This is a genomic window from Actinomadura monticuli (genome assembly GCF_041463655.1).
Lineage (GTDB): Bacteria > Actinomycetota > Actinomycetes > Streptosporangiales > Streptosporangiaceae > Spirillospora > Spirillospora monticuli.
The window spans coordinates 379,701-391,684 of the sequence record NZ_JAXCEI010000001.1 but is presented as its reverse complement, the minus strand read 5'-3'; the positions used below and the strand labels follow the sequence as shown (position 1 = coordinate 391,684).

Below are 11,984 nucleotides of genomic sequence, written 5' to 3'. Positions count from 1 at the left end.
ACGAGGTGGGGCTGTGGAGAACAATCCTGTGCTGGTCGAGGTCGAGCGGTCCGGGTTCGTGGAGTCGTGGCACCGCGGCGCGGCCGTCGGGATCGCCGCGTCCGGGACGGTCGCGGTGCGCACCGGGGAGCCGACGGAGCCGATCTTCCCCCGCTCGGCGAACAAGCCGATGCAGGCGGTCGCGATGCTGCGCTGCGGGCTCGACCTGGACGACGAGCTCCTCGCGCTGGCGGCCGGCAGCCACTCGGGCGAGGACTTCCACGTCGAGGGGGCCGAGAAGATCCTCGCGGGGGCGGGGCTGGTGGCGGGCGACCTGCGCTGCCCGGAGAGCTGGCCGATCGACCCGCAGGCGCAACAGGCGGTCGCGCGGTCGGGCGGTGGGCCGTCCCGGGTGCGGATGAACTGCTCCGGCAAGCACGCCGCGATGCTCGCGACCTGCGTCTCGGCCGGGTGGCCGATCGACTCCTACCTCGACCCCGGGCATCCGCTGCAGGTCGCGGTGCGGGACGTCATCGAGGAGCTGGCCGGCGCGCCGGTGACCGCCGTCGGCGTCGACGGGTGCGGGGCGCCGCTGTTCGCGGTGCCCACGGTCGGCGTCGCGCGGGCGTTCCGGGCGCTCGTCCTGGCCGGGCGCGGCACGCCCGAGCGGCGCGTCGCCGACGCGATGCGGACGCACCCGCAGTGGACGTCCGGTACGCGGCGCGAGGAGCGGCAGCTCATGGAGGCGGTCCCGGGGCTGCTCGTCAAGTGCGGTGCCGAGGGCGTGGACGCGTTCGCGTTCGCCGACGGGCGGGCCGGCGCCGTCAAGATCGACGACGGCGCGATGCGGGCACGGACTCCCGTCACCGTGGCGCTCCTGCGGGCGCTCGGTCTCGACGCGGCGGGGCTGGACGAGCTGGCCGTAGTCGAGGTGCGCGGCGGGGACGGCGTCGTGGGCGCCGTCCGTCCCGTGCCCGGCGTGTTCACGCCCGGCGGATCCCGCTCTCCTGTCTGAGCCCCTCGAACTCCTCCTTGAAGACCGTCTGCTCGTACAGGACGCCGTCCGGCCACGGCTTGCGCGGCTCGCGTCCCGGCTGGGGGTTGTCCTTGCGGAACTCCTCCCACTGGCTTTGCCGCGCGGGCGGGTAGCTGTGGGAGAACATCCCCGGCCGGTAGCTGTACAGGCCGCCCTGTTCCATGCCGCGGTGGTTGTCCTGGTCGTTCCGGCGCTCCGGGTGCACCTTCCGGGACGAGGCCGCGATGGTCAGGTAGAGCCAGGCGAGCATCCCGACGGTGGCCACCACGATGATGATCCACGCCCATCTGAAGGCAACGGTCTGGGTGGGGTCGGCAAGGATCGTGGAGAGCATCGTCGGTCCACCTCCCGAATGGTGTATCGGCCCCACGAGGGGTCAATTAGGGATGTGTCCGCTGATTTCCGAGTTAACCCCGTCGGGGGTGGGGCGGGCGGGCGCACCCACCGCCCGGAGGCGTCCCGCCGCCACCCCGGGCACCGCCATGGCGGCGGTCACGGCCAGCACACCGATCATCGGAACGCTCCAACCGCCGGTGGCGTCGTGCAGCGCGCCGACCGCGAGCGGGCCGGTCGCCGCGATGAGGTAGCCGGTGCCCTGCGCCATCCCGGACAGCTGCGCCGCGATGTGCGCGTCGTGGGCGCGCAGCCCGATGAACGACAGCGCGGTCGCGAACCCGAGGCCCTGGCCGAAGCCCAGCACCACCGTCCAGCCCCAGACCGACCCGATCGGCGCCCAGGTCACTCCCGCGAACCCGACCAGCGTGAGCGCCACCGTCCCGAGCACGAGCGGGCGCTGGTCGCGGGCCCGGCGGGCGAGCACCGGGACGGCCAGCGACCCGGCCGCCTGCATCGCCGCCGACAGGGCCAGCACGTAGCCGGCGGGCGCCTCGCCCATCCCGCGGTCCTGGCAGATCGTCGGCAGCCAGCCGAGCACGACGTACGCGAGCAGCGACTGCATGCCCATGAACACCGTGACGTTCCACGCCAGCCCCGACCGCCACACGAGCGCCGCGACGCCGCGCGACGCGGCCGCCGGCGGCGCCGACCGCGCGGCGTGCGCCGCCCGCCGCGCCCGCGGCACCCACAGCAGCCCGGCGAGCGCCGCCGGGATCGCGAGCAGGCCGAGCGGCAGCCGCCACGTCGAATCGAAGGCGTCCTCGACCGGCACGGACAGCCCGGACGACACCGCCGCCCCGGCCGTCACCGCGACCGTGTAGACGGACGTGACGGTGGTGATCCGGGCGGGATGGTCCCGCTTGATGATGCCGGGCATCGCGATGTTGCCGATGCTGATCGCGATCCCGGCGACCAGCGACCCGGCGAACAGCGCGACCGGGCCGTCCAGCAGCCGCAGCACCAGCCCGCCGACCAGCAGCGCCATCGCGCTGACCAGCAGCGTCTCGCCGCGCGGGGCGCGCGGCAGGAACGCCGCGACCAGCCCGTAGGAGCCGAAGAAGACGAGCGGCAGCGTGGTCAGCGCGCCCGCCGCCGTCCCGGACAGCCCGAACTCGTCGCTGATCTCGGTCAGCACCGGCCCGACCGCCGCGACCGCCGGCCGCAGGTTGACCGCCACCAGGACGATCATCAGCAGCGCACCGGCCGTCCCGGCGCGCCGCGCGCTCACCGCCCCTCCCCGTCGGCCGCGGCGTCCGCGCCGACCGTCGTGGCCGCGCCCGGCACCGCGTCCCCGTCCCCGTCCAGCAGGGTTTCCAGGACGGCGAGGGTCGGCTCGACGACGGCCGCCGCGGCGGAGGCCGCCGCCTGCGGGTCCGCCGCGATGATCGCGTCCAGCACGGCGCGGTGCCGGGCCGGGCCCGCCTCCGGGACCTCGCGGTCCAGCCGGACGGCGCGCATCGACTCGTGCAGCCGCCCGATGAAGAACCGCATCGCCTCGATGAGCACCGGGTTCCGGGACGCCTCCGCGACGCCGAGGTGGAACCGCGCGTCGGCGGCGCCGAACGCGTCCGGCTCGGTGGCCTCGTCGCGGGCGCGGAGCAGCTCCTCCAGCCGCGCGATGTCGGCGGTGGTGCGGCGGCGGGCCGCGAGCCGGGCCGCCTGGACGTCGTAGGCGAGCTGTACTTCGAACACGTCCCGGGCCGACGCCCGCGCCACCCGGCGCAGCAGCGGGCGCGGGTCGCAGCCGCTGCGCACGTAGGTGCCGTCGCCGCGCCGCACCTCCAGCACCCCGACGTGCGACAGCGCCCGGATCGCCTCCCGCACGGCCGGGCGGCTCACGCCGAGCTGCGCGGCCAGGTCCAGCTCGGCCGGGATCCGCTCGCCGACCGCCCAGGACCCGTCGCTGACCTGTGCCTGGAGCTGTTCGAGCACGGCGTCGACCGTCGATCCGCCGGCGATAGGACTCAACCCCACGAACCCTCCCAAAGTAAGACGTCAGACATCTTACGAGAGGCGATCGGGACGACCCGCGATGACCGCCGGGAGGGGTCTCGGCGGCCACCGCGGGCGCGGGCGGCGCCCGCCGGGGTGCGGGGTGGGTACCGGCGGACGCCGTGTCCGGATGCCCGGGCCGAGGTCAGCGGGCCCTGCGCGAGCCGAACAGCCCCGGGCGCCTCTTCCGGCGCCTGCGGCCGCGTGTCCTCGCCCGCCGCTCGTCGCGCGCGGCCTCCTCGCGCGCGGCCTCCTCGCGGGCGCGCTCCTCCTCGATGTGGGCCATGACCGCGCGGCGCGTCACCGACGGCGCCGGGTCGCGGCGCGACCGCTGGGACGGGCTGCCCTGGATGATGCCGCCCTGCACGGGCCCGCGGCCCGGCAGACCGCCCCGCGGCGTCCGGCCGCGCGGCCGGATCCGGGACGCCGTCAGCGTGACCACGACCCACAGGATGACCGCGAGGAAGATCACGGCGGGCCCGATGTAGAGGAACCAGGCGTCTCCGACGCCGCCGGGGGGAGCCGTCGGATTCACGTCGCCGGCGAGCATGGGGCGCCACCTCCTCGCCCCGGCCCTTACCCGGCGTCAGGCGGCTAACCGTCCGGTCACCGCCCGGCGCCGGTCACATGCCGCGCGACTGCGAGATGGAACCCGACGTGGCCAGCGTGAACGTCCGCATCGACTCCGCGAACTTCGACAGGTCCCATTCGGCCGGGCCCTCGTACCAGTAGAGGTTGTCGGCGCCCTCGGCCCGCTCGCCCGCGTCCTTGACCGTCTCCGCCCACTTCTGGACGGTGTCGAACACGACCGCGTACGGCAGGAAGCGGGAGAACAGCGCGATCCGCTGCCGGGACGCCGCGGCGTCGCCGTCCGGGACGGCGCCGCGCTCCAGGAACGCGCGGAAGCCGATCGTGTGCGCGAGCACCGTCGCGCCGCGCGCGGTCTTCGCCGGCATGTACTGGCCGCCATAGGCCAGCGCCGCGCCCGCGATGATCAGCGCGAGTCCCGCGAGCGCCCACTCGGTGGTGAGGGCCAGCGCCACCGTCGCGGCGATGCCGAGCAGCGTGACGAGAATGCCCGCGACCGTCCAGCGGGACCGGACGGTGTCGGGCCGCCGCGCGAACCAGCCCTGCTTCACCACGTCGTCGTACATCGCGGACCTGACCTGCGCCAGCTTCGTCGCGAACGTCCCGCCGAGCTCCGACAGCTTGACGGCGTCGCGGCCGGACCCGTCCGGGGCGGTGAGCAGCGCGTCCAGCAGGATCCGCTCGTAGGGGAGGAGGTCGACCTGGGGGCGGTCGAGGCGGCGCAGCGTCCAGTCGAGGCGCCCCGTCACGGCCCGGTCCTCCTCCTCGATCAGCAGGTAGCCGCGCACCGCGAGGTCGACGATCGTCGCGGTCACGTCGATCACGTCGGCCTGCTCGTCGATCAGCGTGCCGATCTGGCCGGGGCGCACCCCGTCCGGCGGCTCGAACTCGGCCCCGGCGAGCGGCGCCTGGTCGCCCTCGGCGGCCTTCCTGCCGACGACCCGCGCGTCCCGCCCGCGCAGCAGGTAGAGGGCGGCGACGCCGCCGACCAGCAGGACCAGCAGCCCGGCGAGCGCGCCGAGCGTCACGGCGTTCACCGAGAACGCGGTCGCGACCGTGTGCCGGCGCTCGTAGACCGCGCGGCCGCCGGTCGTGCCCGCGGGCAGCCCGGCGACGACCGTCATGTACTCGCCCGGCAGCATCCCCTGCTGCGCGTAGACGCCCTGCGTGTGCGCGTGGTTCGTGTAGTACTGCGTGCAGCCGATCGTGCTGCCGATCGGGCCGGTGAAGCAGTTGACGCTGCGGATCATCGCGCCGCCGTCGACGGTCGCCTTCGCCTCGTCGAGGGGCACCTTCCAGCCGCCGATCACCGGCCAGCGCAGCTCCTCCGCCGCGCCCATCGGGGTGATCGCGCCGCGCAGGTCGTACTCCAGCACGACCGTGCGGTCACCGGTCAGGTTCTTCGCGCCGCTCACCTCGACGGTCGTCGTCAGGTCGCCGCTGGACGCGTCGACCTTCGTCGGGCCGCCGTCCGGGCTGCTCGCCCGCAGGTTGCCGAGCTTCCAGACGCGGTCCTCGCTGAGGCTCTCGTGGGCGCGGGTGCGGAACGTCCGCCGGAATCCCTTGTGACCGGCGAACCGGTAGACGATCGTCTCCTTCACCTTGACGGCGCCGCCCTCGCCGGCGGTGAGGACGACCTCGTCCTTGAGCACCCGCTCCGACGCCGCGATCGTCCCGGACCCGGTCCCGGCGGCGGCGGCCGTCGCGGGAGAGGAGGTCAGCAGGGGGATCAGGGCCGCGGCCGACACCGTCAGAGCCACCGGCCGGAACCGGCACAACGCCGCAAGAGCAGACATGGCCGCAAATAGTATCGGCAACGCGTGCGATGATTCTGCGCTATGGCAGGTCACTACCCCCCGCCGCCACCACCGCCGCGGCCACCGGCGCCGCCGTACGGCCGGCCTCCGCACGGAGGGCCCCCGTACGGGGGGCCGCCGTACGGCGCACCGCCCCCGCGCGGGCCGGGGTACGGGCCGCCCGCCTACGGACCGCCGCAGTACCGGTACGTCCCGATGCGCCCGCCGCCGCGGCGCAGCGCCGGCGGGACGATCGCGGGCATCTTCGGCGGCCTGACCGCCCTCGTCGTCTTCGCGATCCTGGGGCTGTCCCTGCTCGGCGGGACGACCCGGGGCTCGACCGCCGACGCCCGGACGCCCGCATCGTCCGGCGGCGGGGCCCAGTCGGCGAAGGAGAAGGCCACCGACAACAAGCTGTACAAGAGCGGGGCGCTGACGTCGGTGAGCTGCCGGCTGCCGGGCATCCTGCCGTCCGCCGAGTCCATGCGGCAGTTCATGAACACGCTGAGCGACTGCCTCGACTCCGCGTGGGCCCGGCAGTTCCAGAAGGCCGGGATCGCCTTCGACAAGCCGAACCGCGTGTTCTGGGTGGAGCCGGGACGCAGCCCGTGCGGCACCTACCCGGCTCCCGGCGCGTCCGCGTTCTACTGCCCGGCGAACAACACGATGTACGTCGGCCTGGAGCACGTCGTCGAGACGTCGGGCGGCGAGCCGCTGTCGCACTACGCCGTGTACGCGCGGGTGATCGCGCACGAGTACGGCCACCACGTCCAGGACCGGGCCGGGATCCTCCTGTACGGGGACCGGCAGATCGAGAGCGGCGACCGGGCTACCGCCAACGCGGCCGGCCGCCGCATCGAGCTGCAGGCGCAGTGCTTCGCGGGCTCGTTCCTCGGCTCCGAGCGGGCCACGCTGCCGATGACGCGCGAGCAGTACGTCGCGATGATCGTGGACGTCCGGGGCCGGGGCGAGGACCGCAAGCCGCCGGACGAGCGCGACCACGGCCTCGGCCGCCACTACGCGGGCTGGGTGGTCACCGGCTTCAACGGCCGCGACCTGACCGTGTGCAACACCTGGATCGCGCCGCCCTCCACGGTGAGCTGACCTCCAGGGCGAGCCGACCTCCAGGCGAGTCGACCTCCACGGTGAGCTGAGTCGTTCGCGTACGCGCGGCTGAGCACCGGTACTCATGCCCGGGGCGCGGGCGGGCCGCAGACTCGTGCCATGACGACCCCGAAGCCGCCGGCACCACCGCGTTCTTCGTCCAGGCCGCGATCTCGTTCGCCGTCTCCAGCACCGCCGTCGCCGTGGGCGTCGCGTACCTGCCCGTCAGCGCGTGGGTCCGCGCGTTCCTCGCGCTGGGCCTGCTGTACGTGATCACGTCGACGTTCACGCTGGCCAAGTGCGTCCGCGACAAGGAGGAGAACGAGGCCATCAGCAACCGCGTCGACCAGGCGCGGCTGGACAAGCCGCTCGCCGAGCACGACCCCTACTCGACCTCCAACCTGTGACCTCCCGCCGAGCCCGGCGCCGTCGCCCGGACGGCGCCGGGCTCCGTCATTTCCGTCTTTTCTGACGTTTCCGGCATGTGAGGCGATTCACCACGAAGTGCTAGCTGGCCCGCTTGCAATTGCAAGCACCATGACGCAGGCTGGAGTCATGGCAAGTTCCAAGGTCGGCTCCATCGGGGAGTACATCCGGGAGCAGCGCACGCGGGCGAAGATCTCGCTGCGCCAGCTCGCGGACGTCTCCGGGATCTCCAACCCGTACCTGAGCCAGATCGAGCGCGGCCTGCGCAAGCCGAGCGCCGAGATCCTGCAGCAGATCGCCAAGGGGCTGCGGATCTCCGCCGAGGCGCTGTACGTGCAGGCGGGCATCCTTGAGGACCGCGAGGCCGACACCGACGTCCAGGCCGCCGTCCGGGCCGACCTCCTGCTCACCGAGCGGCAGAAGCAGGTCCTGCTCGACATCTACGCGTCGTTCCTCAAGGAGAACGAGGCCACGGGCGTGCTCGGCGCCGATTTCGCCGGCGCCGCGGCCCCGGACCGCCCCGCACCGGACGCACCGGCGCCCGACCGCGCGGCGCAGGAACCAGCGGAGCCGTACGAACGCAGTGAACGCAACGAACGCATCGCACGCAACGGAAAGGAAGAGGTCGGATGACGCTGGCCAGCAACATTCGAGAGAACAAGGCCGTCTACGCCGTGGCCGGCGCCGGCGACTTCGCGGTGGAGAAGCTCCGTGAGGTCCCCGGCCAGGTGGACCGCTACCGCGAGCAGGTCCGCGGCACCGTCGACCGCTACCGCGGCGAGGTCTCCCGGTACCAGCGGCGCGTGGACGCCAAGGACCTGCCGGGCGCCGCGGTCGCGTACGCGACGCACTTCGGCACCCGCGCCGTCGAGCTGATCGACGAGCTCGCCGAGCGGGGCAAGAAGGTCGTCAACCGCGAGGCCGTCCAGGTCGCCGAGATCACCGAGGCCGACGCGAAGCCCGCCACGCGGACCCGCACCGCCCAGCGCGGCACCGGGACGGGCCGGCAGGGCCGCTCCACCACGAAGAAGTAACGGCACCGCCGTAGAATGCCCGGCCGGGAACACCCGGCCGGGCTTCTTCGTCTGTTCCAACAGGCTGTCCCGCTGGACGGTGCGCATAGGGTTGGGGCAGACGTACGCCGGGTGCGCGGCAGGGAGTCGCCGTCCGAGACGAGCAGGAGCGCTGATGCCGGACTTCAACGTGGTGGACTACTTCTTCTGGCTGCTGCTGATCATCGCGTTCGTCATGGAGGCGTGGGCGCTGATCGACTCGCTGACCGTGCCGGAGAGCGCGTTCGCCGCGGCGGGCAAGTGGCGCAAGAAGCTCTGGATGATCGTCCTGATCGTCGCGGCGGTCGTCGGCGCCGCCTACGCGGTCGCGCCCGCGGCCCTGGGGGCCAGCCCGATCGCGCTGCTGATCGGCATCCTCCCGGTCGCGGCCTTCATCGCGTCCGCCGTCTACCTGGCGGACGTCCGTCCCGCGGTCGGCCCGTACCGGAAGAAGAACGGCGGCCGCGGCGGTTCCCGGCAGGGCCCCTACGGCCCCTGGTAGGCCCACCGCCTACGGGTGAGCCGGGCACCGGGGGCGGGCGCCTCCGCCGCCCGGTGCCGGGCGTCCTAGGGGGACGGACGGGAGAGGGCCTCGACCGAGACCAGGCCGTGTTCGACGACGTGGACGGCGCGGTCGAGGGCGGTGCGCATGGAGACGGGGTCGTAGCCCTCGCGGCGGCAGTGCGCGACGACCGCCTGCATCCCGCCGACCGCTATGCCGGACGCGGCGACGGCGTCGATCTCCGGGATGCCGGGGCAGAGGTCGCGGAGCAGGGCCTCGATCGCGTCCTGGGCGTCGGTGAGGCGCTGGAGGGCGCGGGCGCGGAGGGCGGGCCGTTCGAGGACGAGGGCGACCTGGATCGCCCCGTACTCGGCGTGCTCGGCGACGACCGCGTTGAGGACGTCCACGATGCTGCGCCGTATCGTCTCCATCGGCGTCTCGCCGGGGGTGCGGCGCAGCCGCTCGGACACCTCGGCGAGCCGGTCGTCGATCTCGGCGAAGACCACGTCCTCCTTCGACGGGAAGTAGCCGAAGAACGTGCGGGGCGCGATGTCGGCGGCGGCGGCGATGTCGGCGATCGTCGTCTCCTCGTAGCCGCGCTCGGCGAACAGGCGCAGCGCGGCGGTCGCGATCGCCTGCCGGGTGCGCTGCTTCTTACGCTCCCGCAGGCCCGGCCTGGCCCGCTCCTCGTCCATGTGACGGACATTACCATGACTGCAAAGTTGCATCTATTGCAAAACTAGAGCGATCGGTGTTCTCTGCCAGCATGGCGCGATTTCTGGACGCACTGGGGCGTCTCTGCGTGCGGCGGCGGCGCGCGGTCTTCGAACTGTGGGCCGTCGTCATGCTGGGCGCGGGCGTCCTCGGCATCGTGTACGGGGGCATGTTCGTCCAGCAGAGCACGCTGCCCGGCACCGAGACGCAGCGCGCCATCGACACGCTGAGCCAGGACTTCCCCGCGATGACCGGCCCGACCGCGACCGTCGTCTTCCACGAGACGCCGCAGGCCGCCCCCGCCGACTGGCGGGTCGCGCTCACGATCGGACGGTCGATCGAGAACATCGGGAAGATGAAGCGGGTCGCGTTCGTCGAGAACCCGTACGTGCCCGGCATGGGCGGCTTGAAGGACGACAACGCGGTGGTCGTCCGGCTCAACTTCACCGGGACGATGAGCGAGGTGGGCCACGCCGACCTCGACGCGCTGAACCGCGCCGTCGAGCCCGCGCGGATGGCCGGGGTGGAGGTGAAGTTCGGCGGCATCGTCGCGATGATCCTCAACCAGCCGAAGGGCGGGCCGCAGGAGGGCGTCGGGATCGCGCTGGCGCTGGTCGTGCTGCTGCTGGCGTTCGGGTCCTACCTCGCGGCGGGCATCCCGATCCTGGTGTCGATGTGCGGGATGGCCGTCGCCTACTCGCTGATCCATTTCTCGGCGTCGCTGTTCCAGATCGCGCCGACGGCGCCGATGGTCGCGGCGATGCTCGGCATCGGCGCCGGGATCGACTACGCGCTGTTCATCGTCACCCGGTACCGGCAGCAACTCGCCGAGGGCGACGACGTGGAGACCGCGGTCGGGCACGCGATGGCCCATTCCGGGCACGCCGTCGTCTTCGCCGGCGGCACCGTCGTGTTCGCGATCTGCGGGCTGTTCCTCTCCGGGATCGAGTTCATCGGACGCATCGGCATCGCGACCGCGCTCGCCGTCGCCATCATGGTCGCCGCCGCGCTGACGCTGCTGCCCGCCATCCTGGGCGCGCTCGGGGACCGCATCGACCGGTACCGGCTGCCGCGCGTCCGTCCCGACCGGAGTTCGCGGCGCTGGACGGCCTGGGGAAGGCACGTCGACCGGCACGCCTGGCCCTACGCGATCGTCGCGACGCTCGTCCTGCTGGCGCTGTCCGTGCCGACGCTCAGCCTGCGGTTCGGCGTGATGGCGGACAGCATGTCGTCGCCGAAGATGGAGGCGCGGCAGGCCTACGAGATCGTCGCCCGCGAGTTCGGCGCCGGCCACTACAGCCCGTTCGTCATCGTCGCGAAGGTGCCCGGCGAGGAGAAGCGCGTCAAGCCGAAGCGCGTGGTGCCCACGGTCGACGGCCGCGAAGGGCTGACCGGCCTGACCGGCCCGGCCGTGGCCGAGCCCAGCCCGCCGCCGCGGCAGGCCCTTCCCAAGGGCGCGCCGGACCCGGACAAGAAGCCCGACAAGGACGCCGTCCTCGTCGCACAGGAACTGCAGACGCGCGTTTCCGAGGTGCCCGGCGTCGTCTCCGTCGGGGAGCCCGTGGTGACCGGGAAGACGGCGATCCTGCAGGTCGTCCCCCGGGACGCCCCGCACGCGGAATCGACGACCGACCTCGTCCACCATCTGCGGGACGTGGAGATCCGCGCCGTGCGGGACGCCAATCCGGGCACGGAGATCTACCTGGGCGGCGAGAACCCCGCCATCATCGACATCGCGGCGACGGTCGGGGATCGCATGCTCACCGTCGTCGTCGCGGTCGTCGTCGTCGCGCTGCTGCTGCTCGTCATCGCCTTCCGCTCGGTGGTCGTCCCGGTGAAGGCCGCGCTCATGAACCTGCTGTCGATCGGGGCCTCGTTCGGCGTCGTCACCGCCGTGTTCCAGTGGGGCTGGGGCATCGAGCTGCTCGGCGTCGACCAGGCCATCCCGATCATGTCGTTCATCCCGCTGTTCATGTTCGCCCTGATCTTCGGGCTGTCCATGGACTACGAGGTCTTCCTGCTGTCGCGGATCAAGGAGGAGTACGAGCGGACGGGCGACCCGCACGAGTCGGTGGTGACCGGCATCGGGGCCACCGCGCGGCTCATCACCTCCGCCGCGCTCATCATGATCTTCGTGTTCGCGAGCTTCGTCCCGCAGCCCGACCCGATGGTCAAGATGATGGCGCTCGGCCTCGCGGTCGCCGTCGCGATGGACGCCACGATCGTCCGGCTCGTCCTCGTCCCGGCGCTGATGAGCCTGCTCGGCCACGCGAACTGGTGGTGGCCCGGCCGGTCCCGTCCGGTGCCGCCGCCCCCGGAACCGGAGCCCGAACCGGCCGCCGAGCAACTCGAACTGGAGCTGACGACCTGACACAGAGTGTTCTTCTCCGTGACGGGTA

12 protein-coding genes and 1 pseudogene are annotated in these 11,984 nt (G+C 73.0%); 7 read left to right on the top strand and 6 right to left on the bottom strand.

Annotated features, from left to right (window positions below):
• The first annotated feature begins 13 nt into the window (after positions 1-13).
• On the top strand, positions 14-994 hold the full coding sequence (locus SM611_RS01925) for an asparaginase (RefSeq protein WP_371947013.1): 981 nt from the start codon (positions 14-16) through the stop codon (positions 992-994).
• On the opposite strand, the gene SM611_RS01920 is transcribed toward SM611_RS01925, so the two are convergent.
• The 5 genes from SM611_RS01920 to SM611_RS01900 all read right to left on the bottom strand — a co-directional run bounded on the left by SM611_RS01920 (position 963) and on the right by SM611_RS01900 (position 5,787).
• Positions 963-1,349, bottom strand: a complete 387-nt coding sequence (locus SM611_RS01920; RefSeq protein ID WP_371947012.1) for a hypothetical protein — start codon at positions 1,347-1,349, stop codon at positions 963-965. The genes SM611_RS01925 and SM611_RS01920 overlap by 32 nt on opposite strands.
• A gap of 42 nt (positions 1,350-1,391) precedes the next feature.
• Positions 1,392-2,639 (bottom strand): CynX/NimT family MFS transporter, encoded by a 1,248-nt coding sequence (locus tag SM611_RS01915; RefSeq protein WP_371947011.1) that lies wholly within the window; start codon positions 2,637-2,639, stop codon positions 1,392-1,394.
• Positions 2,636-3,385 (bottom strand): FadR/GntR family transcriptional regulator, encoded by a 750-nt coding sequence (locus SM611_RS01910; RefSeq protein WP_371947010.1) that lies wholly within the window; start codon positions 3,383-3,385, stop codon positions 2,636-2,638. The genes SM611_RS01915 and SM611_RS01910 overlap by 4 nt, the downstream gene beginning before the upstream one ends.
• Before the next feature lie 163 nt (positions 3,386-3,548).
• On the bottom strand, positions 3,549-3,953 hold the full coding sequence (locus tag SM611_RS01905) for a hypothetical protein (RefSeq protein ID WP_371947009.1): 405 nt from the start codon (positions 3,951-3,953) through the stop codon (positions 3,549-3,551).
• A gap of 73 nt (positions 3,954-4,026) precedes the next feature.
• Complete coding sequence (locus SM611_RS01900) at positions 4,027-5,787, bottom strand: DUF2207 domain-containing protein (RefSeq protein WP_371947008.1); 1,761 nt, start codon at positions 5,785-5,787, stop codon at positions 4,027-4,029.
• Between the two features lie 42 nt (positions 5,788-5,829).
• Here SM611_RS01900 and SM611_RS01895 point away from each other — a divergent pair, with 42 nt between their 5' ends.
• The 5 genes and pseudogenes from SM611_RS01895 to SM611_RS01875 all read left to right on the top strand — a co-directional run bounded on the left by SM611_RS01895 (position 5,830) and on the right by SM611_RS01875 (position 8,871).
• Complete coding sequence (locus SM611_RS01895; protein ID WP_371947007.1) at positions 5,830-6,891, top strand: neutral zinc metallopeptidase; 1,062 nt, start codon at positions 5,830-5,832, stop codon at positions 6,889-6,891.
• 164 nt (positions 6,892-7,055) lie between these two features.
• Positions 7,056-7,298, top strand: a pseudogene (locus SM611_RS01890) (YiaA/YiaB family inner membrane protein); the annotation flags it as partial.
• 148 nt (positions 7,299-7,446) lie between these two features.
• On the top strand, positions 7,447-7,950 hold the full coding sequence (locus tag SM611_RS01885; protein ID WP_371947006.1) for a helix-turn-helix domain-containing protein: 504 nt from the start codon (positions 7,447-7,449) through the stop codon (positions 7,948-7,950).
• Positions 7,947-8,351 (top strand): hypothetical protein, encoded by a 405-nt coding sequence (locus SM611_RS01880; protein ID WP_371947005.1) that lies wholly within the window; start codon positions 7,947-7,949, stop codon positions 8,349-8,351. The genes SM611_RS01885 and SM611_RS01880 overlap by 4 nt, the downstream gene beginning before the upstream one ends.
• 154 nt (positions 8,352-8,505) lie before the next feature.
• Entirely contained in the window at positions 8,506-8,871 is a 366-nt protein-coding gene (locus SM611_RS01875) for a DUF2516 family protein (protein WP_371947004.1), read from the top strand.
• A gap of 65 nt (positions 8,872-8,936) precedes the next feature.
• Here SM611_RS01875 and SM611_RS01870 read toward each other — a convergent pair whose 3' ends face one another.
• A complete protein-coding gene (locus tag SM611_RS01870) occupies positions 8,937-9,566 on the bottom strand; it encodes a TetR family transcriptional regulator (RefSeq protein ID WP_371947003.1) in 630 nt (209 codons plus the stop codon).
• A gap of 71 nt (positions 9,567-9,637) precedes the next feature.
• Between SM611_RS01870 and SM611_RS01865 the strand changes: the two genes are divergently transcribed.
• Complete coding sequence (locus SM611_RS01865; protein WP_371947002.1) at positions 9,638-11,956, top strand: MMPL family transporter; 2,319 nt, start codon at positions 9,638-9,640, stop codon at positions 11,954-11,956.
• The last annotated feature ends 28 nt before the right edge of the window (positions 11,957-11,984 follow it).

Excerpts from the sequence above, each read along its gene's own strand:
- SM611_RS01895 (WP_371947007.1), top strand. The coding sequence starts at position 5,830 with ATGGCAGGTCACTACCCCCCGCCGCCACCACCGCCGCGGCCACCGGCG.
- SM611_RS01920 (WP_371947012.1), bottom strand. The coding sequence starts at position 1,349 with ATGCTCTCCACGATCCTTGCCGACCCCACCCAGACCGTTGCCTTCAGA.
- SM611_RS01880 (WP_371947005.1), top strand. The coding sequence starts at position 7,947 with ATGACGCTGGCCAGCAACATTCGAGAGAACAAGGCCGTCTACGCCGTG.
- SM611_RS01870 (WP_371947003.1), bottom strand. The coding sequence starts at position 9,566 with ATGGACGAGGAGCGGGCCAGGCCGGGCCTGCGGGAGCGTAAGAAGCAG.
- SM611_RS01885 (WP_371947006.1), top strand. The coding sequence starts at position 7,447 with ATGGCAAGTTCCAAGGTCGGCTCCATCGGGGAGTACATCCGGGAGCAG.
- SM611_RS01875 (WP_371947004.1), top strand. The coding sequence starts at position 8,506 with ATGCCGGACTTCAACGTGGTGGACTACTTCTTCTGGCTGCTGCTGATC.
- SM611_RS01865 (WP_371947002.1), top strand. The coding sequence starts at position 9,638 with ATGGCGCGATTTCTGGACGCACTGGGGCGTCTCTGCGTGCGGCGGCGG.
- SM611_RS01905 (WP_371947009.1), bottom strand. The coding sequence starts at position 3,953 with ATGCTCGCCGGCGACGTGAATCCGACGGCTCCCCCCGGCGGCGTCGGA.
- SM611_RS01900 (WP_371947008.1), bottom strand. The coding sequence starts at position 5,787 with ATGTCTGCTCTTGCGGCGTTGTGCCGGTTCCGGCCGGTGGCTCTGACG.